Source organism: Mucilaginibacter sp. UR6-11 (assembly GCF_020880695.1).
GTDB lineage: Bacteria > Bacteroidota > Bacteroidia > Sphingobacteriales > Sphingobacteriaceae > Mucilaginibacter.
The window spans coordinates 78,563-100,313 of record NZ_JAJIWO010000009.1; the positions used below are offsets into that span (position 1 = coordinate 78,563).

Annotated in this window: 21 protein-coding genes; 13 read left to right on the forward strand and 8 right to left on the reverse strand. The window is 41.3% G+C overall.

Going from position 1 to position 21,751, the window contains the following annotated elements:
* Positions 1–9: 9 nt before the first annotated feature.
* From LJ658_RS17875 to LJ658_RS17885, 3 genes are read left to right on the forward strand one after another with little or no spacing between them, the layout of a single operon-like run.
* Positions 10–2,133 carry a 7TM diverse intracellular signaling domain-containing protein gene (locus tag LJ658_RS17875; protein WP_230547913.1) on the forward strand — a complete coding sequence of 708 codons (2,124 nt, stop codon included), beginning with the start codon at positions 10–12 and terminating at the stop codon, positions 2,131–2,133.
* 60 nt (positions 2,134–2,193) lie between these two features.
* The gene (locus tag LJ658_RS17880) at positions 2,194–3,279 is read left to right on the forward strand and encodes a hybrid sensor histidine kinase/response regulator (protein ID WP_230547914.1); all 1,086 of its coding nucleotides are present in this window, start codon (positions 2,194–2,196) and stop codon (positions 3,277–3,279) included.
* A 6-nt stretch (positions 3,280–3,285) separates the two neighbouring features.
* Positions 3,286–3,702: a response regulator gene (locus LJ658_RS17885; protein WP_230547915.1), complete on the forward strand. Its 417-nt coding sequence runs from the start codon at positions 3,286–3,288 to the stop codon at positions 3,700–3,702.
* A 5-nt stretch (positions 3,703–3,707) separates the two neighbouring features.
* Here LJ658_RS17885 and LJ658_RS17890 read toward each other — a convergent pair whose 3' ends face one another.
* From LJ658_RS17890 to LJ658_RS17900, 3 genes are all read right to left on the reverse strand, one after another.
* Complete coding sequence (locus LJ658_RS17890) at positions 3,708–4,172, reverse strand: response regulator (RefSeq protein ID WP_230547916.1); 465 nt, start codon at positions 4,170–4,172, stop codon at positions 3,708–3,710.
* A gap of 118 nt (positions 4,173–4,290) precedes the next feature.
* A complete protein-coding gene (locus tag LJ658_RS17895) occupies positions 4,291–4,875 on the reverse strand; it encodes a carboxymuconolactone decarboxylase family protein (protein ID WP_230547917.1) in 585 nt (194 codons plus the stop codon).
* A gap of 62 nt (positions 4,876–4,937) precedes the next feature.
* Positions 4,938–5,483, reverse strand: a complete 546-nt coding sequence (locus LJ658_RS17900; RefSeq protein ID WP_230547918.1) for a peroxiredoxin — start codon at positions 5,481–5,483, stop codon at positions 4,938–4,940.
* Positions 5,484–5,725: 242 nt separating this feature from the next.
* Here LJ658_RS17900 and LJ658_RS17905 point away from each other — a divergent pair, with 242 nt between their 5' ends.
* Genes LJ658_RS17905 through LJ658_RS17915 form a run of 3 tightly spaced genes read left to right on the forward strand, consistent with a single transcriptional unit; the run spans position 5,726 to position 7,068 of the window.
* Positions 5,726–6,295 carry a YncE family protein gene (locus LJ658_RS17905; protein ID WP_230547919.1) on the forward strand — a complete coding sequence of 190 codons (570 nt, stop codon included), beginning with the start codon at positions 5,726–5,728 and terminating at the stop codon, positions 6,293–6,295.
* The gene (locus LJ658_RS17910) at positions 6,268–6,852 is read left to right on the forward strand and encodes a YncE family protein (protein WP_230547920.1); all 585 of its coding nucleotides are present in this window, start codon (positions 6,268–6,270) and stop codon (positions 6,850–6,852) included. Before LJ658_RS17905 ends, LJ658_RS17910 begins: the two co-directional genes overlap by 28 nt.
* A gap of 42 nt (positions 6,853–6,894) precedes the next feature.
* Complete coding sequence (locus LJ658_RS17915; protein ID WP_230547921.1) at positions 6,895–7,068, forward strand: hypothetical protein; 174 nt, start codon at positions 6,895–6,897, stop codon at positions 7,066–7,068.
* Here LJ658_RS17915 and LJ658_RS17920 read toward each other — a convergent pair whose 3' ends face one another.
* Positions 7,069–7,554, reverse strand: a complete 486-nt coding sequence (locus LJ658_RS17920) for a hypothetical protein (RefSeq protein ID WP_230547922.1) — start codon at positions 7,552–7,554, stop codon at positions 7,069–7,071.
* An 88-nt stretch (positions 7,555–7,642) separates the two neighbouring features.
* On the opposite strand from LJ658_RS17920, the gene LJ658_RS17925 reads away from it, so the two are divergent.
* Entirely contained in the window at positions 7,643–8,317 is a 675-nt protein-coding gene (locus tag LJ658_RS17925) for a GNAT family N-acetyltransferase (protein WP_230547923.1), read from the forward strand.
* A gap of 49 nt (positions 8,318–8,366) precedes the next feature.
* Here the strand turns inward: LJ658_RS17925 and LJ658_RS17930 are convergent, their stop codons facing one another.
* Together LJ658_RS17930 and LJ658_RS17935 are read right to left on the reverse strand one after the other, a co-directional pair.
* On the reverse strand, positions 8,367–10,550 hold the full coding sequence (locus tag LJ658_RS17930) for a hypothetical protein (RefSeq protein ID WP_230547924.1): 2,184 nt from the start codon (positions 10,548–10,550) through the stop codon (positions 8,367–8,369).
* Between the two features lie 194 nt (positions 10,551–10,744).
* Positions 10,745–12,082: a glucoamylase family protein gene (locus LJ658_RS17935; RefSeq protein ID WP_230547925.1), complete on the reverse strand. Its 1,338-nt coding sequence runs from the start codon at positions 12,080–12,082 to the stop codon at positions 10,745–10,747.
* A 147-nt stretch (positions 12,083–12,229) separates the two neighbouring features.
* Here LJ658_RS17935 and LJ658_RS17940 point away from each other — a divergent pair, with 147 nt between their 5' ends.
* Together LJ658_RS17940 and LJ658_RS17945 are read left to right on the forward strand one after the other, a co-directional pair.
* Entirely contained in the window at positions 12,230–13,567 is a 1,338-nt protein-coding gene (locus LJ658_RS17940) for a BamA/TamA family outer membrane protein (RefSeq protein ID WP_230547926.1), read from the forward strand.
* A gap of 56 nt (positions 13,568–13,623) precedes the next feature.
* Positions 13,624–14,319, forward strand: a complete 696-nt coding sequence (locus tag LJ658_RS17945) for an SGNH/GDSL hydrolase family protein (RefSeq protein WP_230547927.1) — start codon at positions 13,624–13,626, stop codon at positions 14,317–14,319.
* Positions 14,320–14,322: 3 nt separating this feature from the next.
* Here LJ658_RS17945 and LJ658_RS17950 read toward each other — a convergent pair whose 3' ends face one another.
* A complete protein-coding gene (locus LJ658_RS17950) occupies positions 14,323–15,186 on the reverse strand; it encodes an AraC family transcriptional regulator (protein WP_230547928.1) in 864 nt (287 codons plus the stop codon).
* A gap of 388 nt (positions 15,187–15,574) precedes the next feature.
* Here LJ658_RS17950 and LJ658_RS17955 point away from each other — a divergent pair, with 388 nt between their 5' ends.
* From LJ658_RS17955 to LJ658_RS17970, 4 genes are all read left to right on the forward strand, one after another.
* Positions 15,575–18,025 carry an alpha-L-arabinofuranosidase C-terminal domain-containing protein gene (locus LJ658_RS17955; protein WP_230547929.1) on the forward strand — a complete coding sequence of 817 codons (2,451 nt, stop codon included), beginning with the start codon at positions 15,575–15,577 and terminating at the stop codon, positions 18,023–18,025.
* Positions 18,026–18,117: 92 nt separating this feature from the next.
* Positions 18,118–19,362: a sorbosone dehydrogenase family protein gene (locus LJ658_RS17960; RefSeq protein ID WP_230547930.1), complete on the forward strand. Its 1,245-nt coding sequence runs from the start codon at positions 18,118–18,120 to the stop codon at positions 19,360–19,362.
* A gap of 103 nt (positions 19,363–19,465) precedes the next feature.
* Positions 19,466–20,236 (forward strand): SDR family NAD(P)-dependent oxidoreductase, encoded by a 771-nt coding sequence (locus LJ658_RS17965; RefSeq protein WP_230547931.1) that lies wholly within the window; start codon positions 19,466–19,468, stop codon positions 20,234–20,236.
* A 118-nt stretch (positions 20,237–20,354) separates the two neighbouring features.
* Positions 20,355–20,753 (forward strand): hypothetical protein, encoded by a 399-nt coding sequence (locus tag LJ658_RS17970; protein ID WP_230547932.1) that lies wholly within the window; start codon positions 20,355–20,357, stop codon positions 20,751–20,753.
* Between the two features lie 40 nt (positions 20,754–20,793).
* Here the strand turns inward: LJ658_RS17970 and LJ658_RS17975 are convergent, their stop codons facing one another.
* The gene (locus LJ658_RS17975) at positions 20,794–21,642 is read right to left on the reverse strand and encodes a DUF1080 domain-containing protein (protein WP_230547933.1); all 849 of its coding nucleotides are present in this window, start codon (positions 21,640–21,642) and stop codon (positions 20,794–20,796) included.
* Positions 21,643–21,751: the final 109 nt, after the last annotated feature.

Genomic DNA, 21,751 nt, shown 5'->3' on the forward strand with positions numbered 1-21,751 from the left:
AAATCTGAAATGAAGAATTTTTATTTAATTCTGCTGGTTTTTCTTTTTGCTTCTTCAGCAAATGCGCAACAACCTATTGAATTTAAAGGTGAAAATATTGTTATCGGTAAAAATGTAGCCGTATTAGAAGACGCTACTAATAAACTTAATATAGACGCGGTGCGTAAATCGTCAAAATTTATTCCGTTACATACTTCAGTACCAAATCTGCAATTAAGCAGATCTAATTTTTGGTTGAAATTTACTATCAAAAATGAAAGCGCGGGTAATCAGCTTCTGCTTAATCTTGAATACCCGACTTTGGATATATGTGAGTTTTATTACCCCGTTAATGGCGTATATAAGTCTGAGCGCTTAAGTGATAAGTACCCTTTTTCACAACGGAAGTACAAGCATCAGGATTTTATTTTTGATATTAATAATCCCGTTGACAGTACAGTGACTTACTATCTAAAAGTGCAAAGCGGTGAAGAAATGGTATTGCCGATAATGCTGGGCACGCCGCAAAAAATAGCCGAGAGCAAGCTCACCAACGATTTGCTTTGGGGATGCCTGGTTGGTATACTACTGGTAATGATGTTTTATAATCTTTTTGTATACATATCAACCAGAGACATCAGTTACTTATACTATGTATCCTATACCCTATTTATTGGCCTAACCCAAACAACGCTATCCGGCTATACTTACCGGTTCCTGTTTCCTAATGCGCCGGCCGCGTTTAATCAATGCATAATCATTTTTCCGGCTTTGGCAGGCATTTCTCTTTTAAATTTTTCGCGTTCATTTTTAGGTGTAAAAGAGCGCATGCCCATAATGGGTTACATATTTAAAATTGTAATTGTTTTTTACCTTATAGCTATAGTGTTGAGGTTATTGGGCTATGCATTAAGTAGCTATAGGGCAATCGATATTTCGGCGTTGTGTCTGTCTGTCAGCATTTATGTTGCGGTAATCAGGCTTTCCATAAAAGGATTCAGGCCCGCCAAATTTTTTGCTTTGGCCTGGACTATATTCCTGGCCGGCCTGGTGCTGTTTGTGCTGCGTAATCTTGGCGTACTGGGCTATAATAATTTTACCAACTATACTATGCAGGTGGGTACGGCTTTTGAAGTTACGCTGCTATCCCTCGCTCTTGCCGACAGGATAAACGTGTTTAAAGCCGAGAAAGAAAGGTCACAGGAAGAAACGCTGATCGCGCTACAGGAAAATGAACGCATAATAAGAGAGCAAAACGTAATGTTGGAATTAAAGGTTGAAGAACGTACCCATGAGTTAAATCAATCTCTCGAAGATTTGAAACAGGCACAGTCGCAATTGGTTGAGTCTGAAAAAATGGCTTCACTGGGTCAGTTAACCGCCGGCATAGCTCATGAAATCAATAACCCGATCAACTTTGTCACATCAAACATCAATCCGCTAAAACGTGATGTTGAGCTGGTTTTAGAAGTAATAAACACTATTGAGCAGGTAAGCAAGTCTGATGCTTCTTTAGCAGATAAGCAAAAGCAAATTGAAGACTATAAAGAAGAGGTGGATTTTGACTACCTTGTAGTTGAGATCCGTCATCTGATAAAAGGTATCTTTGAAGGTGCAACCAGAACAGCCGAGATAGTAAAGGGTCTTAAAATATTTTCGCGCCTGGATGAAGATGATCTAAAAAGAACCAATTTAAACGAAGGGCTTGATTCAACCCTGGTTGTTGCCAATAACCTGTTAAATAACAGAATAAGTATTAAAAAAGAATTTGGGGAACTGCCTTTGGTTGAATGTTTTGCAGGTAAGCTAAACCAGGTATTTTTAAACCTCATCTCGAATGCTATTTATGCTATCGAGAAAAAGTTTGGTGACAGTGAGGGGGGGGAGATAAAAATCAGTACTGGCATTGAGGACGAAAACGTAGTAATTAAAATAGCCGATAACGGAATAGGGATGGATGATCAAATCGCAAAAAAAGTATTTGAGCCATTTTTCACTACTAAGGAGGTTGGCGAAGGCACAGGCTTGGGCATGAGCATAGCCTATAACACCATTAAAAAGCATAACGGCCAGATAATTGTAAGTTCTGAACCCGGCAAAGGCACCGAGTTTATTTTAAAAATACCGGTGATTTATGACGTAAAAAATGCCTGATGACCACACCCGCTAACAAACATATAAACCCAATTAAAACTGCACATAAAACCCAACACAATGGCAGAGAAAATTAAGATACTGTATATAGATGATGAGATGGATAATCTAACAGGTTTTAAAGCTACTTTAAGGCTAGATTACCAGGTATTCACTGCAGTAAATATTCCCGGAGCTATGGAGCATCTGGAGAAGCACGCTGATATCAGGGTTATATTCTGCGATCAGCGTATGCCCATAACAACCGGGGTTGAGTTTTTTGAAGAAATACGTGGCACCCATCCGCTGCCAATGCGGATACTGATAACTGCCTATACGGATATCGAGTCTGTAATTGATGCGATAAACCGTGGCAACATTTTTAGATTTGTAAAGAAACCCTGGATGGAGCCTGACCTGGTTTCGGCCATTGAAGAGGCTAACAAATTTTACCAGGCCAATTCTATGCTCTCCGTAAAAAATGAGGAGCTACAGCGTGCTTATAGCGAGCTTGATAAATTTGCGTACAGCGTAAGTCATGATATCCGGGGACCGCTGTCGGGTATTTTAGGGGCAATAAACGTAGCCCGCGAAATGTATGATATTACCGAAATGAAGGAGATGCTTTTTTTAATGGAAAAATCATTAAAAAAACTGGATACCTATATACTGAGCATGCATGATTATTACAGCCTTCAGCGTGGCGAGTTACATATAGGCGATATAGATTTTAAAAAATTGACGGAGGAGTTTAAAGATATTTATAAAGTTTTTACCAATACAGCCAACATAAGCTTCAAAGTAAATATAAATCAGCGCGAACCATTTAGAAGCGACACCGTGCCACTAAAACTTATTCTTAACAACCTGTTGTCAAACGCTTTTAAATATCAAAACAAAAATACCGACGCTAAAATGGTTGAGTTAACTATTGATGTTCATAAAGGTGTGGCAACAATACAGGTATCTGATACAGGTATTGGTATCCTGGGTAATCACTTGGGCGAGATATTTAACTTATTTTACCGTGCCAGTTCGCAGGAAGCGGGATCAGGTTTTGGATTATACAATGTAAAAAGCGCGCTGCTTAAGCTCAATGGACAAATTGAGGTTAACTCGGTTTTAAATAAAGGCACTACTTTTAAAGTAACAATACCTACTAAATAAAATTGCATGGAATTATCATTTATAGTTATTGATGATACCGAACTTGATCATTTTATAGCCCGTAAAATGATCACTAATGCAAATAGCGCTTTCCATGTCAGGAGCTTTATGGATGCGTCGCAGGCTTTAGAACATATTATGGTTGATGGCCACGACGACAGTATAAAGGTTGTATTGCTTTTTTTAGATATCTACATGCCACTAATGAACGGTTTTCAATTTGTCGAGGCATTTGAAAAACTGGATCAGGCCATACAAGATAAATACTATATTGTCGCCCTTACATCTTCTATAGAAATATCAGACATCAACCGAATAAGCTCATATCATTCTTTTAGAGCGCGTATAACCAAACCTATCACTGCCGACGAACTTAAGGAGCTATTAAATAAAGTGATTGATGAATATGGTATCAGTATGTAAACAAGTTAGGACAATAACTTTTGTCTGAGCAAAAACTCAAGCTGATCATTTGATGTCCCAAGTTTTTCATTCTCTTCCTTAAGTTTAAGTTTTTCAAGGTACGCCTCATAAGCGCGGATAATGGTCATATCCAACTCTTCCTCATTCCAGGGCTTGGTCAGGTAATGAAATATTTTACCTTTGTTAACGGCATCTACAACCGCACCCATATCAGCGTATCCGGTTAGTAATACCCGGATCGGATCGGGAAATTTACTTATAACTTTCTCCAAAAACTCAACGCCGGTCATATTAGGCATGCGCTGGTCCGTAATAATAATATGTACAGGTTTTTCTTCCAGAACTTTCAGTGCCTCATCGCCACTAATTGCAGTATATATCTGATATTTTATACGAAAAGTGGCTTTAAAAGAAAATAAGTTATTTTCCTCATCGTCTACGTATAGAATGGTTATTTTTTTATCGGCCATGGGGGTGACGCATTTTTATATAGTAAATCTAACCTAAACCAGGTCATGATGCATTTTAGACGTAAAATGACCTGGTTTATTACAATCTAGGTATAAATATCTGAAAAAATACAACTATTTAGAATATAATTTTTCCGGTTGCCGTTATTAATGACGCTATTCTTACAGCATCAAAAATGCGTTCCTCGGTAGTTCCCAGCTTTATAAGCGAATCTTCATGGGCGTTAACACACATTTCGCAGCCATTTACGGCTGATATGGTTAGGCTCATCAATTCAAAAAATTCTTTGCCGGTTACCGGTTTCATCATAATCTGCATCCTTATCCGGGCGGGTATCTGGCTGTATTTCTCCTTTTGTGTGAAATGCCTGAAACGGTAAAATATATTGTTTGATGCCAGTAACGACGCACAGGCGGCGGCTTCGGCAATGTCTTCACCGGATGCGCCTTCTTCAGCAGCATATTTAGTATAAAAATTAGTTAACGGCAGGTTATTATTGTTTACCGCAACGCCCAGGCCCAGTAAACCACACTCTTTAGCGCTTAAATGCTCAGACTTAAGTGTACTGGTAAAATTTAGTTTTAAATCGCGCAGGTAACGAGATTCGCCATTTTCAAGCAAAGTAAGGCTGGCGGTACGATAAACCGTATCAACGCCTATACTTTGCAATAGTTCATTTATTACTTCAGTGCTTTCGCTCATGATCTTTATATAATTTGTTTTTTAATGAAAAATCCCCGTTTTATCGGGGATCTTTTAAGTTTTTAAACGGTTAACGTTTCCTGGCCTTTTTCCCAGTTACATGGGCAAAGCTCATCGGTTTGTAACCCGTCAAGTACTCGTAATACTTCTTTAACGTTACGACCAACGCTTAGGTCATTAACACATACCCAACGTACAATGCCTGTAGGGTCAATAATAAAAGTAGCACGGTAAGCAATTTTCTCATTAGGCTCTAAAATGCCCAGTTCTTCAGCTAGTGATTTTGAGGTATCTGCCAACATCGGGAATTTAAGATCGCGCAGATCATCATGATGGGTTCTCCATGCAGCGTGCACAAACTCAGAATCAGTTGATGCGCCTATTAAACGGGTTTCGCGGTCACGGAACTCGCCATAATTTTTGTTAAACTCCGCAATTTCGGTAGGGCAAACAAAAGTAAAATCTTTTGGCCACCAAAACATAACTGTCCAAACGTTGTCGTCATTAACCAAAAATTCAGAAGTTAGTGTTTCAAATTCTTTTCCTTTTTCTAAACTAACTACAGCTGTTTTAGAAAATGCCGGAAATTTTTGTCCTATGGTAATCATATATGATTTGTGTTTTTAATTTTATGCGAATATAGGCCTTTTTACATTTTTAAAATATCGCAATTTTATATAACCTATAGTTTATATCTATATTTAATTATATAATCTATAGCTTTTATAAATAAAAAAACTATGCTTTTTGTTTTCACAATCCCCCTCGCCATCAAATTTAATATCCTTGCAGTTGTCAAAATCCATGGCTATCTTAACATCACCAATATAACCCTCAAAATAAATTAGTTATGAAAATCCTTCTTCGTTTAGCAGCTATGCTTATGTTAGGTGTGGTAGTGTTTTTTGCTTTAGCCTGGCGGGTGCCGGTAAAGCCGGCAACTGTTTTAAATGGCCGTTATTTATTTGCAGCTGTACCGGGTGTGCGTGATTATTTAGGGTACGGCGGTCATGGCCTGCTGATATTTGATATTGACCATGGGCATAAATTTGTTAAACGTATTCCCTTTAGGGGCTATCACCCAAAAAACGGTCAGCCATCAAATATAAAAGGCATAGCGGTTAGTATTCCGTTGCACAGTGTATATGTAACTACGCTGGAGGGTTTACAGCGAGTGGATTTGATAACCGGTAAATTAATATGGGAGAAACCTATCCCGGATGGATGCGATCGCCTTTCGATATCGCCGGATGGCAAAACGATGTACCTGCCATCTTTAGAAAGTCATTACTGGAATGTGATAGACTGCGAAACCGGTGCTATTATTAAAAGACTTGACGGGTTCAATGCATCACATAATACCATTTATGCGCTATCCGGCAAGCACGTTACTTGGCGGATATTAAAAACACGACGGTAAAAATTGCCGATACCAAAACCAACGCAGTCAGTGCCGAAGTTGGCCCTTTTAGTAATTTTGTGCGTCCGTTTACGGTTAACCGCCGGGAAACCCGGATTTTTGTAAACTGTAATGATCTGCTGGGTTTTGAGGTTGGCGATTTAACTACAGGTAAAAGAATTAAACAGATCGTTGTTGAGGGTTGGGATAAGGGGACAGTCAGGCGGCACGGCTGCCCCAGTCATGGTATTGGCCTCACTCCCGATGAAAAAGAAATTTGGCTGTGCGATGGTACAAACATGCGACTGCACATTTTTAGCGGCATTGAGCCTTACCGGCAGCTAACCAGTATTCCGCTGCAGGATATGCCGGGCTGGGTAACGTTTACTTTGGATGGTAAATATGCTTACCCGTCAAGTGGCGAAGTTATAGATGTGAAAACCCGTAAGGTACTAACCATCTTAAAAGATGAGAACTATAATACCGTTGAAAGTGAAAAGGTATTGGAGATTGATTTTAAAGATAGTAAGCCGATTAGGGCGGGCGATCAGTTTGGGTTGGGAAGAGTAATAAGATGATTTCATCAAAAATGAAGGGCATCCATCTATTAATATCGTTCAATGATACCGTTTTGTTACTTTTACCTGGTGGATATCAAAAGAAAGAAAAACGCGGTATTTATTGCAGGGTTTGCTATTGGTTTTGCTGCGGGCATAGCACTGCATCACCATGGCCTGGGTGTTGGCTTTGGTATTTTGCTGGGCCTGGTGATGAGAGAGATTTACGACCGCTGATTATTTATGCAACCTCGTACTCGACTCATATTTTATACTATAGTCCGCTGATTCGTCCGTTTGCTGCCGGCCGGTTTTAGCGTTTTGTTTAAGCGGTTTTTGTGAAAGCTCGCCGTCTTTTAACAGGAAATTCAGCTTTAATGTATCCTTCATCCCTTCCTGCATAAAGTTCCAGGTGGCAAGTAACTCGTCGTTTTTTATTATGCCATTTAATGTGCCTTTGCGGCTATCTTTTTGATAAGGCAGCCAGTTCATTGTACCGGTTACTTTGTCGCCACTTACAACCAGCTCAATACTGGTACTGTCTTTTCCTTCTCTATTTAAAAAGCATAAAGAATATACGGCGGGGTTGTTATTGTTTATTGGCGTGTTTTTAGCAACGGTTTCTTCATTAATTACAGAATCTGCACCTGCGGTATTGCTTTTGGGCGATGAGCAAGACGCTATTATTAAAGCAGCAAGACAAGCTATGGTTATGTATTTCATGCTTGTACAACAGTAATTACACAATAAAAGTTTGATGCAAATAAAACGGCAATCAACATTCAGCATCTTTTTTATAGGTTTGCTAATAATGGAACACGTATTAGATAACCCAGCATATAATGCATTGGCTACAGGCAACAAGTCTTTAGCCAGGGGCAGTGAACAAATAAAATATTTTGACAAAGAAGTTGGTGCGTTTATTGGATTTAAGGAGAACTCAGCATGTAATTTTGAGTTCTTACATGATGATGCTGATTATGATAATGTGGCCATCTTTATCTCGCCAATTGAAATAGAAATACCTCAACAATGGCAGGTGCTTAATGAGATAAAATGTTTACAGATGATCTATGATGGTGGTGCAATGGCGATAGATGATACCGGGCTGGTAGCGTTGACAGAGGAACACGTTCCGCAAATGCTTGAATTAACGCGGCTTACCAACCCGGGGCCCTTTGCTTCTCGTACGATTGATTTTGGCCATTACCGCGGTGTTTTTGAAGGCGATAAATTGATAGCTATGGCCGGGCAGCGGATGTTTCCATTACCTTATGCAGAGATCAGCGCGGTGTGTACACACCCTGATCATACAGGGAAGGGTTACGCCAAACTGTTACTGCAATACCACATAAACCGCATTATTGCAGAGGGCAATATTCCCTTCCTGCATGTAAGATGCGATAATCAGCGTGCTATAAAGGTTTATGAAAGTATGGGCTTTATAAACCGCAGGAAGATGCATTTTTACGTTCTCAAAAAATAAAAAGGAGGATCTGATCGGATCTTCCTTCAGTAACTAAATATCGGTTTAATTACCAGCTCAAACTTACCTGTATACCGTCAGGGCTATTAGCATAACCCAGGTACAGGGTGTTTGACAACGCGTCCCATGATGATTGTACGTCTGTAATTGTTTGCCCTTTGCTGTCGGTAAGTGTTATTTTTTTAGCCCTTGCAGGTAAAAGTATCCGCATGCTGTTTAAAGTATTGACAGGGCTCTTTGCAACGAAACTGTATTGCCTGCCCGTTATCTTTTCATCATATTCTCTTGATGCCGACGCCAGTATCTGTGGCCTGGTTTTATTTACCACACGTTTTACATCAAACAGATAAGACTGCTCGCCGGGGTTTACCACCTTCTCTGACAAAACCGGTAGTTTTGGATCAAATAGGTCAATAACGGGGCCTTTAACCACATACGGTTTAGTATCCGGATTTTCGTTTAATACTGCTATAATATCATAGGGGCCACGTTCCAGATAAAGATTATTTTTTATTATCAGTTTGCCTGCTTTGGCGTCGGTTTCATAACCTTGTTTTATTGCCTCTAAATAAGTGCCATCATTATTGGCCTGCATAACAAAATCTTTAGGGTTTTCCCTGATAATATATACCGTACCCAAACCAACTTTATATTTGTGTTTACTGCCATCAGCATTGATGCCTAGTAATTTAAACAGGTGTTGAGACGGGGCCGTAAAATTATTACCCTTTGTGTTCCACCACTCCATTACTGATTGGTACGGATCATCATCCTTGCCGCAATAAATTAATACGCCGCCCTTTTTAACCCAGGCCGCTAATTGCTCATGCACGCTGGCGGAATTAGGTTTCATGTTTGAGTAGCTCATCACCAACACCTTAATATCTTTTAAAGTAGCAGCATAGCCCAGGTTCTCCATATGGACGGTTTGCACCGGGATACCGCGTTTTACCAGCGGCAAGGTTTGCCCGTAAAAAATGGAGAATTGCGGGTCTTCAAAACCGTTATGGGTAGGGAAACGCTGAAACATTAACGAGTTACTCATTAAAACAGCAATGCCATTAACCCCAGTTACTTTATTGGCAGATACCGGGATTTTGTTTAATGAATTTACCATAATCTGCATTTGGGTAGAATAGTATTTGGGGATATATACGCTTGAGTCGCTATTGGCTAAGCGGTATTTACCGGTATAAATACGCTCAGGCCAGGGCATAACTTCATAGTTGGCAACAACCGGGTATAATAATTTAGCGCTAAAGGTTGCCTGGTAGTTGCGTTTGTAGTCGGCCCAGTCGCGGCGTGCATCTTCAATCGGATCAGTTAAAAAGAAAAGTTTGCGTTTGGTAGGCGCGGTCATTGATACCATTGAGCCGTATTCAAGAAACGCGTTTTCAAATACACGCTCTTTTCGGTCGCCGTTAAAATAAGTGGCTTCGCGCGAAGTGCCGGTCCATACCTGTGCGATGTATCCGTCAATCCCGGGCAATGATGCCAGGCTGGCCTCTGGGCTTACAATGCGCCACGCCGAGTAATTTACCAATGAGTGCGTAGCTATATAAATTTTGATGTCGATGCCTTTGCTTTTTGCGTAAGCCTTTGCGTAATCAGACACCTGTTTGATGGCGTTATAATATAACTGGTATTTAAGCTTGCTTGAAAGATAGGTATTTTCCGCACTTTCATCCTGTGGTTTCCAGGGGAAACCATAAAACTTTTGCCATTCTTCTTTAAAATGGACGCTGTAACCACCGCGTGCCCAAAACTCGGGTTCTTCTAAAAAGATCTCTTTAATACCTACATCAATAACCCGTTTCATAACGGCGGTTTTCATATATTCAATAAATACATCAGTAGGTACCACATAAGGTATATTTGGACCGTGCATAATAGCAGTGCCGTTTTTTTCAACCTGCGCCAGGTCCAGGTGGTTTTTGCCATCCCATGTACCTAAAAAGAAATCGGCATAATTACCCCAGGCTATACCGGTCATAAAGGCGGTCTGGTAGCCATGATCGCGCCATGATTGTACACGCTGCTCAAATGTCATACCCGGGCGGTCATTAGTCCCGTAAACAATAGCTATGTCCGACCTAACATCAATTTGCGGAATCCATGGGCTGCCTGTTTGAAAAGTTGTTTTTTGCAAAAGTTCAGGAGTCGCTTGTTTTATTTGTGCTGAAACCGCTAATGACATAGCTGCACAACTTAGGAGGAGTATGTTTTTTTTCATATAGTTTCTATTTGGGACACAGGTTTAAAAAGCGTTAACTGCACTTTAAACTTTTATCCGAATACAGTATTAGGGTAGTTATAATTGCTTCTAGCGGACGGCAAGTTAGCAACTTTTTTTATCTCCGTTTATTTGCTACAGGTTTTTTACACAGTATAGCAGCGGGGCGAAAAGTCCAGAGATCGGTCCGACTTTTAGTTGTCGATTTTAAAATCCAACTTTTTCAATCCCGTTTTAACATCGGCGTTACGCATGAAAAGATTCCAAAGCAGGCCGCTACGATAGTTTTCGATCATTACGATTATGGGTCCCTGGTCAATAGCCAGATATGACTTTGCGTACCAGTTGTGCTGTTCGCTAAAGGCGTCAACAAAGCCATATTCGCCCCATATTTTAGGTCCGAGGTCTTGGTAGAAATGCCTTAAAGCCTGCATTGAAAACTGCGGAGCATAAGGGAATGCAGACAAAGCAGCAGTTGGCGTGATAACCCCCAAATCATTAGTTGGCGAGTGTCCTGAATAGCCCTGCCAGCTATCACTGGCTGTTAACCCCCAGCAATTGGCGCCATAGCCCTTGTATTGTTTTGGGTTTTCAATACAATATTGCCGGTTAATGAGGGTATGGCTGGTTACTTGCTGCCAGTAGTCAGCATATTGATCAGTCAAACCCTGCGGATTCAGCCCCATAAAAGAATACTGGGTCCAAAACAATGGTCCTCCATAGTCAGGGCCCAATGGCAGGATAATATTGTTGTAGTAGGTCTTGCCGTTAGTAAATGTATTGCTGCCTGTCCAGCCTTCGGTATAGACGGCTTTGTTTATAGCATGCGTTGGTGATGAGGCGGCTAATATGTAGGTTATTAAACATTCATTCCACCCTTTAATAGGCATATTCATATCCCAGGTATAATTTGGGCTCCAGTGCCAGTACAATACATTTTTTTCGTGTGTGAACCAATTCCATTCCATGCCATCCCATAGTTGTTTTATTTTGGTTCTGATCTCTTTTTCAATGGGGATATTAGCGTTATAATATTGCTGTGCAGTTAGCAATCCCTGAAACAGGTAAGAGGTTTCAACAATATCGGCCCCGTCATCCTTTTTGCTGAATGGTATCACTTTGCCAGTTTCGCCATTTAGCCAGTGGGGATAGGCGCCATGAAATCTATCGGCCTTTAACAAAAAATCTATAATTTTAAGGGTATGAGCGGCCGCTTCTTTGCGTGCTATAAATTTGCGGTCGGCAGCTACAATGGTTGCCATAATACCAAAGCCGGTACCGCCGGTTGTAACCACGTTGTCGCCAAAGTTTTTGCTGATGGTGCTTCGTTCGCGCGCCATACCGCTAACGGGATGTGCAAAATCCCAAAAATATCTAAAAGTTTGTTTTTGTACCAGGTTAAGCAGTTGGTTGTCGGTCAGGTTTTTATGGATGACCAGATCAGCGGCTATAGGTGTTGGTTTTAAACCCTGGGCATTTAACGTTGGGAGGGCACCAAGTAAAAAACAAATAAACATCCCCAGCTTTTTCATTTTATAAGTTATTAATTATATCTGTTGCTCATTACCTTTTATCATGCTAACCTATAAAAATATCCCAACACAAAAAAGCCATAACTTTTATGACATTCCAACAACTTGTTTTCCAAACAAAATGCAATTTAGAACGCTTAAACTGGGATGGATTTAAAACCGATAAATGCAAAGTACTACATTTTAAAATCGTTGTTATTATTGATAGTAATCGTCGCGCCGGCGTTGGTTTTTGGCCAGGTGGGCGGTCCGCCCGATTCTTTGAAAGCAGATTCCTTACGTGCTAAAAAATTAGCAATTGCAAAACGCGCTGATAATATCAATCACCAATATGATTTTGGCGATTTGACCCGTAACGTTATACATCCCAAAAGAAAAGCCGATACATTAAAGAAAAGCTCGGGCATTACCGTAGTGCCTAATATTGCCGCTAATCCAACTATTGGCGCTCAAATTGGTATTAAAGCGGTTGCCGGCCGTAAATTGGGGAATGACCCTAAAACATTGCTTTCTGTAGCGGCTACATCTGCGTCAATTACCAGTAAGGGCATTATCTATTTCTATCTTAACCATAATGTTTTTACGCCGGGTAATAAATGGAATTTCCAGGGTAACATAGTAGCTGCAAAAACGGTTACGCCCGACTATGGATTGGGTATAGGCCATGATGTTAACGGCGGCACTAGTTCAGAAAAAGTGTTAGCCGACGGTGCGCATAAAGTATACGCCATCCACTCGTATTATTTTAATATCCGCGAAAAAGTATATAAAGGACTAGGTAATAATTTCTTTGCAGGCGCCGGTTTATCATTTGAGGTCAGACGCAACATCACTACCAAAGACACAACCAGTAACGCTACGCCCTCAAGCGTTTATAATAATGAACATGGTTTTCCGCAGGATCATTACTCGGCAAACGGGTTTCTGTTTAACCTGGCCTACACTACACGCGATAATCCGAACCGCGCTTATAAAGGTGTTTATTTTGATGCCGGTATAAGGATTAATCAAATGTGGATAGGGAGCACTAAAAACTCGGTACAGGTTACTACCGATTTCAGAAAGTATGTTAGCTTATCAGCCATTAATCCTGAAACAGTTATAGCTTTCTGGAACTGGGGATCATACCTGGTTAGTGGTGACGTACCCTATCTTGAACTACCCGGCACAGCCCGTGACGGCGCTTTTAGAAGCGGCAGGGGTTATACCTCGCAATATTTTAAAGGTACGCAATTTAATGATACTGAGGTTGAATTCAGATTCCCGATACTGGCTAATAAGTTTTTAAGCGGCGTTACGTTTGCCAGTATGCAAAGTGCCAATGATGAGCATGGTACCAAACTGTTTCAGGTTTTCCAGCCGGGTTATGGCGCCGGTTTGCGTGTGCTGTTTAATAAAGCTACCCGCACCAACCTCGCGCTTGATTATGCCTTTGGTAAATATGGCAACAAAGGGTTCTTTCTTAACTTGAATGAGTCGTTTTAAGCCGTATTAATAAATGGCTTTTACATATTTGTAATAACCAATCCCTTCCAGGCTCTATGAAAAACCGGTCGTCTAAATTAGTGGTCTTTGTTGCGATATTGTTAACAATACTGCAAGCCAATCTTGCATTAGCACAATCCAAATTAGTAAAGAACCTGGCAGCAGGCAAACCTCAGACGTTGGTAGCTTACGGTACTAGTCTTACGGCTGCAGCAGGTGGCCATGCCTGGGTAGATTCCGTAAACCGGGCTCTAAATAAAAAATACAGTGGATTGTTGAAAACAGTAAACGCAGCTAAAAGCGGCATGTGGTCAACCTGGGGCGTGCAGAATTTAGAGGATAGTGTGATCAGGAAAAATCCGGATGCGGTGTTGATAGAGTTTAGCATGAACGATGCTTTTTTAAGCTATAAAACCAGTGTTGAATTGGCCCGGTTGAACTTGAATTATATGATTGATCGCCTAAAACTATATAACCCCGACTGCGAGGTGATTTTACAGACGATGAACATAGCACTTAATGTACACGCCACCGCACGTCCTGATCTGTTAAAGTATTATCAAATGTATCGTGACGTTGCCAAAGCACGCGGATTATTACTGATCGACCATTATCCGCATTGGCAAGAGTTGTTAGCTAAAGGTAAGGACGCTTATCTAAGCGAAGTGCCCGATGGAATCCATCCCGGTATAGAAGCGTCAAAAAACATCATAGCCCCATACGTGATAAAGCTGTTAGAGGGCAGAAAATAACGGCTAGTTTGCCCTTTTTATCGTGAAGTGCCGTTGATATTCCATTGGCGTTTGCCCTTTTATAGCTTTAAACTTGCGGTTAAAGTAAGACACATTGTTAAAACCAGCATCATGGCTTATCCGGGAGATCCCCATGTTATTATTTTGTAACAGTTTGCAGGCATAACCTATGCGCAGGTCTGTCAAAAACTCAGACAGTGTTTTGCGGGTAAACTTTTTAAAATAACGGCAAAATGCCGACGGCGATAAATAGGCAACTGAGGCAACTTCATCAAGTGAAAGGTCGCGTTTGAAATTCTCAAGAATATAATCATAAACCTTGCTCATTCTTGACGACTCGTCAAAAGTCAAATCATGCAAAAAGCCGGGGCTCGATAACAAAGAATAATCCGCAGCTACAGAAAGCACGTTTAAGATATCCAGCAGACCAATAACTACTTCGGCGGGGTTTTTGGTAACCAGCACACTCATTTTTTGAGCGATGACAGCGGTTGTATCATCATTAAATAAAATACCTTGTGATGACCGATGCAACAAGTTCTTAATCTTTTTGAATGGCTTGCGGTCAAAAAAACCGGCGCCTAAAAAATTTTCATGAAATTGGATAACAATCTGTTTTATAGCTTCATTTTTACTTAAACCTTTGGTGTAAAAGGTATGCGGCAGGTTGGCTCCAAACAGGCAAAGATCAACGGCTGCAAATTCGGTAATGCTGTCGCCTACCATACGCTGCCCGCTGCCTTCGGTTATCAAAATGATCTCAAACTCGGGGTGCGAATGGAACGGAAAATCATTAAACTTAAACTGCTCTTCCTTAACGACAAACAGATTTTCAGGACTAACAATATTTTCGCGAAAGATTCTCATAAAGCATCAACCTCCGGTATGGGGAATGAGAATTAAACCTACCATTAATTTTTGAAAATCACCTGGCTATCCGCAGGTAAAATTTAGTTGCTTTTTTCACGTATCTAAACCTGATAAGGTACGCGCGGTGTGCGGTGGCCGCGATTAGGCCGAAACCTGGTAAGATACTTTGCACTCTACAAGATACAAAAATGCACTTTAAGCACCCTATGCTCTTGCACAATTTTGTATTTTTTGCATAGGGTTGATGTGTTAATGGTATAATGGGGGCATTACCATATCTTTAGTCAAAATTGCATTAAAAAACATCAAATTTGTTCAATCGCAATCCAGACGTAAAACGCATTTTTGAACAAGCAAATTCAATGCTTTCCGTATCAATCAATTTATGATAAAGATTAACTCTAATAGTCAAATTATTCTGAGGGGCGCGGCCATATTCGCAATCACTTTTTCATCGTTAACCGGTTTAGCCCAAACTGCCAGGGTGGTGGTAGATGCCGCAAAGGTTATCAATAAAATACCAGCCAAAATGTATGGCTCATGTATAGAAGATGTTAACCATGAGATATACGGCGGATTATACGACCAGCGACTATACGGTGAAAGCTTTGAAGAGCCGGCACCGCCTGTCCGGATCAAAGGCTGGAAAACGCTGCAGGGCGACTGGAACGTTGTTAACGGGGGGATAGCTGTAAAATCGGGCCCAGGTTATAAGCTGATTAAAGAAAACCCAATATTAAAAGATGGCAGCATAGAGGCCGACTTAAAATTTGGCCGGGGCGGAGAAAACGCCGGTTTTATTGTGCGCGTAGCTAACGAACAATCAGGACTTGATGATTTTGATGGTTACGAAATAAGTGTTGCCCCCGGCAGGCAGATGCTGGTTTTAGGCAAACATGTGCATAATTTTAAATTGCTTAAAGAGACAAAAATTGCTTTTGACAGGACCAATTGGCTGCATTTAAAAGCAATGGTAACGGGTAGCCGGATTTCTATTTATTTAAATAACAACAATACTCCGGCGCTTGAATTTATTGATGATGAAAATCCATTGCTCACTGGCAAAATTGGCTTGCGTACTTTCCAGGCCGATGTTATTTTTAAAGATGTGGTGATCAAACAAAACGGGTTTACCATCAACAATGAATTTATTGGCAAAGAAGCGCTGCAAATAAGCAGTGTTTGGGATGGCATTACTTCGCCATCGGCTGATGTTAAATTTTCATTGGATACCACTGGCGCTTATAACAGCAAACAGGCCCAGGTAGTTAATTACCTTAAAGGCACCGGCAAGGCTGGTATAGCCAATAACGGGCTTAATCATTGGGGAATAGCGGTTAAACAGGGCCAAAAATTCCAGGGGTACGTGTTTTTAAAAGGCGATGTAATTGGCCCGGTTACGTTGGCGCTGCAAAATGCTGCGGGTACTAAAACCTATGCTGCGAAACAAATAACAGGCATCAGCGCAGGCTGGAAAAAATATCCCTTTACGCTTATCGTAAATAGTACAGATACCAAAGCAAGGCTTGCTATTTATATCGACAAAAAAGGCAAACTGGAAATAGACCAGGCCGTGCTGATGGGCACTGGCAATGCGCAGTTTAAGGGTCTGCCCTTACGTGCGGACATTGCCACAAAAATGAAGGAGGAAGGTTTGAACTTTGTACGCTATGGCGGTACCATGGTAAACGCTCCGGATTATAAATGGAAGAACATGGTGGGCCCCCGTGATAAACGGCCGATCTATGAGGGCCATTGGTACCCGTACACCAGCAACGGTTTTGGCATAGAAGAATTTGTTGCTTATTGCGAAGCTGCCGGTTTTGATCCTGCATTTGCCATAAACGTGGAGGAAAGGCCCGAAGATATAGCCGACATGCTGGAATATCTTACCGGCAGCGTAACTACCCCGTGGGGTAAAAAACGTGCCGAATACGGCCATCCTAAACCTTATCAACTAAAATATATTGAATTGGGGAATGAGGAAGTGATCTGGGGCGATCTTGCTAATGATTATAGACATTATGCCGAGCGTTTTAATTTGCTGTATAATGTAATACATGCTAAAAACCCCGGGATAAAAGTAATTTGCGCGGCATGGTGGCGTCCAAAATCTGAAGCTAATATGGAGCTTGTTTTCCGGGCTGTTAATGGTAAGGCAGCTTATTGGGATCTGCATACCGAAGCCGACGAAGCCAACTCTGGCAAGATAGTCGACAACAACCTGCAGATCATGCATGACCTGTTTTTAAAATGGGATCCGGCCACTTCCTTAAAGTGCACCATATTTGAAGAGAATGGCGGTCTGCACAATATGCAACGCGCGCTGGGTCATGCCACTACCTTAAACGCGGTGCGTCGTCATGGCGATTTTGTGCTGACATCGTGCGCGGCTAACGGCCTGCAGGGGCTTGGCCAAAATGACAATGGTTGGGACCAGGGGCAGATATTTTTTACGCCATCGCAGGTTTGGGGGATGCCCCCTTTTTACGCCACGCAAATGGCTGCCAAAAACCATGAGCCTTTACGGGTATTTAATAGCGTTGATGGCGATCTGGATGTTACTGCTACACGTGATGAAAAAGGCCATCAACTGGTGCTCCATGTAGTCAACATATCTGCAACGGCTATTAAAACTACTATCGATATTAGGGGATTTGAAAGCTACAAAAACGGGGTTAAAGTATATATACTATCAGGCAACCCTAAGGCTGAAAACACCCCGCAAAATCCTGAAATGATTACTACTAAAGAAAAAACGGTACAGCTTGTCGGTAATACTGTTACCTACAGTTTTTCGCCCAACTCATATACCATATTGCGATTTGAAAAGTAACGATTTAGATAGATAATTGGTGCTATGAGGGCAATGTGTATCTTGGCTACATCAAAGCAGACAATCAATTAAATCAAATTATTTAAGTTACAATGAATAAAAAAGTTCTGTGGTCAACGGGCGTTTTCGCGGTATTGATTGGATTAACCGGCTTTATCGCCAATAAAAACTTTACAGTTTATAAAGCAGATTTAAAATTGCCAGAAGGCTTTTCGGCAACCCTGATAGCTGATTCGCTGGGCCCTTTAAGGCACCTGGCAGTTACTAATCAGGGGGACGTTTATGTAAAGTTAAACTCGGTAAGAAGAGGCGGCAAAGGTATCTTTTTTCTGAGCGATACCAATCATGATGGCAGGCTCGATAAGAAATTGATGTTTGCGGATTATCCGGGCACAGGCATTAAAATTAAAGATCATTACCTGTATGCAACCTCAAACACCGGTGTATTCAGATATAAATTGAATGATAAAGACCAGGTGATTACACCTAATCAACCTGAGACAATTGTTCATGGTTTGCTGGACAGGCAACATGATAATTCAAAATCCATAGCTCTTGACGATCAGAATAATCTTTACGTAACTATCGGCTCATGGTCTGATGCCTGCCGTCAAGCTGGTTCGGGCGTTGGTATACAGGGCTGCCCTATTTTAGATTCGGCAGCCGGTGTATGGAAATTTAAAGCCAATAAACTCAATCAAACTTATAGCGATGGCATCCGGTATGCTACCGGCATAAAAAACGCAGTGGGTATTGATTATAACCCGGCTTCTAAAACGGTATTTGCCACCCAGCACGGACGTAGTTTTGATAATAAGTCTCCTGATTTTTTTACAGCTAAAAAAAGTACCGAATTACCTGCCGAAACCATTTATGAGCTTAAACAAGGCCTGGATGCCGGGTGGCCGTTTGCTTATTATGATCAACAGCAAAAAAGGAAAATGTTATCGCCCGAGTACGGTGGTGACGGCAAAATGCCCGCCGATAATAAATATGCCGAACCGGCAATAGCTTTCCCGGGTCACCTGGCGCCAAACGATTTATTATTTTACATAGGCAATATGTTTCCTAAGCGTTATAAAAACGGTGCGTTCGTTGTGTTTCACGGCAGATCAGCTTCGCCGGTTCAAGGTTATATAGTGGCTTTTGTGCCATTTGTCAATGGGAAGCTATCAGGCAACTGGGAGGTTTTTGCAAGTAACTTTACCGGCTCGGATCTGGAACATCCAACCGGTCCTATCAAATACCGGCCAATGGGTTTGGCGCAGGGGCCTGACGGCGCGCTGTACGTGGCGGATGATATAAAAGGCGCTATTTTTAAAATAGTTTATAAATAACTGGTTATTATCCATACTAAAAATTAAACTTTTATTTTACTACTTTGGTGGTCCGGATTTAAATCCGGACCTTTTGTTTTAGAAGGTTAAATAAACCTACAGCATGGATTTTAAGGATAAAGTAGCCATTGTTACCGGTGCAGGCCAGGGTATTGGATTTGAAATTTGCAGACTATTGGTTGCAAACGGAGCAATCGTACTATTAAATGACCTGGATGCTGAATTAGCACAAACCGCCGCTTTTAAAATAAATTTGAACGCTGCAGGCAGATGCATCGTCTTTGCGGGCGATTCAAGCTCATTGGACTTTATTCATAAAATGGTTGATAGCGCTGTTGAGCGATTCGGGCATTTAGATGTTGTTATTGCTAACGCTGGAATTACACTATATGGTGATTTTGCCACTTATTCGCAGGAGGCTTTTTTTAAAGTATTGCAGGTTAATTTAGGCGGATCATTTTTTCTGGCACAGGCGGCATCAAACAAAATGAAGTTACAGCCTGCCGGCGGAGCTATCCTTTTCACCTCATCGGTGGTAGGGCACCAGGCCCTGAAAAGTTTGGCGGCCTATGCCATGACCAAGGCTGCGCTAGAGATGCTGGCTAAAAATCTGGTGATTGAACTATCACCATACAAAATAACTGTAAATACAGTCGCTCCGGGCGCCACGTTAACCGAGCGGACGATGCTGGAGGAGGATTATGAACGCGTATGGTCCGAAATAACGCCTATGGGCCGCCCGGCCTACGTAAGTGACATTGCCAATACGGCCTTGTTCCTGGTGTCAGATGAAGCCAGGCATATCACCGGGCAGAGTTTGGTGGTTGACGGCGGATGGACATCAGTAAGTATTTTACCTACGGGGATAAAATGAGAATTACAGGCAAATCGAACGATAGATTTAATGGAATTACGCAGGTGAAACTTGCGCCAAACGATCAAAGCAACCTTTTTGACCGACGTTACGTAACTTTGCTTTAAACGTTATTTGCATGAAAACAAATTTATTATCCCTATCATCAATCCTTGTAATTGTGATGATGCTGGCTTCCTGTAAAAGAGAACAGGTGCCTGCTATACCTTATGTCAGAACCATAAAATTTATCTTGCACACCGAGAAAGATTTTTCAAACGTCAATGATAACATCACGTTTTCTCTATATATCAGGAATAGTAGTAAAGTGCTTTTAGACTCGGCGATTGCTCCTATGAAAATTAAAGATATACCCAATGCCACTAAACAGTTGGTATTTGAGAAGAAAGTATATAACGATAATTCAAAACTTGCCGCGGGATTTAGGTATACGATTGAAAACGTAGGTAGCTCATGGCATATAGATACATTAATGGCCGGTGAGCAATTTAAAACGATAGACTATTCGTTTCAATAATTGAGCCAAATGCTGGTAACCCGGTTGAACTATATGATAGTCATAATAACTCTGCTGGTAATTTATTAATACCCTGAATTTTTACGTGTCGGTATAATATTTCGGCTCCTTCTGATTGTAGTTGTATTTTGCCTTTGGTAAGGGCTGATAGATTATGTCCTTTATCGCTTTGCTTTAAATGATATAACACCATCATCACTTTGCCGTTTATCATGTGGATACTGGTATCACCATGGCAATATAGATCGAGTGTATTCCACTCTCCCGTTGGGTTCTCCGCGTCGGCGCCGCGTTTCATGCAATGCCGGCCTTGCGGGCTTTCTTCGGCGAAGGTGTACATGGTGCCTGACGGATTGTACTCAAAATTACCATCGGTTTTTTTGTAAGCCGGGATATCTGCCATTCCACCCGCAACGCCCCAGTACTCTCCGCTGTTAGTCTGTTCTATTTGAAACTCATGCGACCGCATCCAGGCGCCGTAATCAGCGCCGTACTGGCCTGTCGAATGGTAAAGCAAGCCGCTGTCTTTATTTCTTCCCCTTTTTTGCCCCCAGGTGAGTGTACCCCATTTGTACTGAAGTTGCAAATGGTAGTTCTCAAATTCTTTGTTAGTTGCTATGGCACCCCAGTTTTCGCCTGATACCCGGATAACATTTTCACCGTCTACCTTTACAATGCTAAAAACATGCCGAGGATCATTATTAAGGCCAATAGGTATATTATTAATAGGGTTACCCTTGTCGTCCTGGTCCGGGCCAATATAGCTATCCCAGCCGCTTAGGTCTTTACCATTGAATAGTGACTGCCACTGCGTTTTTTGTTTAAACGGAACGAAACCTAAAATCAGCATAAAAGAAATAGCAGAAAATAGAAATTTTATAAATCTCATCGCATTCAGGGTTAATAATCGGTTTATAATACTAACCTACAAATTATCCCGAAAAACAACATAATAATGGAGTCAGGTTCTTATACATTAATATGTCATTTTTGAAATG

What these genes read in the sequence shown, in the direction of transcription:
- LJ658_RS17875 (WP_230547913.1), top strand. Translation starts at nt 10, where the DNA reads ATGAAGAATTTTTATTTAATTCTGCTGGTTTTTCTTTTTGCTTCTTCA.
- LJ658_RS17880 (WP_230547914.1), top strand. Translation starts at nt 2,194, where the DNA reads ATGGCAGAGAAAATTAAGATACTGTATATAGATGATGAGATGGATAAT.
- LJ658_RS17885 (WP_230547915.1), top strand. Translation starts at nt 3,286, where the DNA reads ATGGAATTATCATTTATAGTTATTGATGATACCGAACTTGATCATTTT.
- LJ658_RS17890 (WP_230547916.1), bottom strand. Translation starts at nt 4,172, where the DNA reads ATGGCCGATAAAAAAATAACCATTCTATACGTAGACGATGAGGAAAAT.
- LJ658_RS17895 (WP_230547917.1), bottom strand. Translation starts at nt 4,875, where the DNA reads ATGAGCGAAAGCACTGAAGTAATAAATGAACTATTGCAAAGTATAGGC.
- LJ658_RS17900 (WP_230547918.1), bottom strand. Translation starts at nt 5,483, where the DNA reads ATGATTACCATAGGACAAAAATTTCCGGCATTTTCTAAAACAGCTGTA.
- LJ658_RS17905 (WP_230547919.1), top strand. Translation starts at nt 5,726, where the DNA reads ATGAAAATCCTTCTTCGTTTAGCAGCTATGCTTATGTTAGGTGTGGTA.
- LJ658_RS17915 (WP_230547921.1), top strand. Translation starts at nt 6,895, where the DNA reads ATGATACCGTTTTGTTACTTTTACCTGGTGGATATCAAAAGAAAGAAA.
- LJ658_RS17920 (WP_230547922.1), bottom strand. Translation starts at nt 7,554, where the DNA reads ATGAAATACATAACCATAGCTTGTCTTGCTGCTTTAATAATAGCGTCT.
- LJ658_RS17925 (WP_230547923.1), top strand. Translation starts at nt 7,643, where the DNA reads ATGGAACACGTATTAGATAACCCAGCATATAATGCATTGGCTACAGGC.
- LJ658_RS17930 (WP_230547924.1), bottom strand. Translation starts at nt 10,550, where the DNA reads ATGAAAAAAAACATACTCCTCCTAAGTTGTGCAGCTATGTCATTAGCG.
- LJ658_RS17935 (WP_230547925.1), bottom strand. Translation starts at nt 12,082, where the DNA reads ATGAAAAAGCTGGGGATGTTTATTTGTTTTTTACTTGGTGCCCTCCCA.
- LJ658_RS17940 (WP_230547926.1), top strand. Translation starts at nt 12,230, where the DNA reads ATGGATTTAAAACCGATAAATGCAAAGTACTACATTTTAAAATCGTTG.
- LJ658_RS17945 (WP_230547927.1), top strand. Translation starts at nt 13,624, where the DNA reads ATGAAAAACCGGTCGTCTAAATTAGTGGTCTTTGTTGCGATATTGTTA.
- LJ658_RS17950 (WP_230547928.1), bottom strand. Translation starts at nt 15,186, where the DNA reads ATGAGAATCTTTCGCGAAAATATTGTTAGTCCTGAAAATCTGTTTGTC.
- LJ658_RS17955 (WP_230547929.1), top strand. Translation starts at nt 15,575, where the DNA reads ATGATAAAGATTAACTCTAATAGTCAAATTATTCTGAGGGGCGCGGCC.
- LJ658_RS17960 (WP_230547930.1), top strand. Translation starts at nt 18,118, where the DNA reads ATGAATAAAAAAGTTCTGTGGTCAACGGGCGTTTTCGCGGTATTGATT.
- LJ658_RS17965 (WP_230547931.1), top strand. Translation starts at nt 19,466, where the DNA reads ATGGATTTTAAGGATAAAGTAGCCATTGTTACCGGTGCAGGCCAGGGT.
- LJ658_RS17970 (WP_230547932.1), top strand. Translation starts at nt 20,355, where the DNA reads ATGAAAACAAATTTATTATCCCTATCATCAATCCTTGTAATTGTGATG.
- LJ658_RS17975 (WP_230547933.1), bottom strand. Translation starts at nt 21,642, where the DNA reads ATGAGATTTATAAAATTTCTATTTTCTGCTATTTCTTTTATGCTGATT.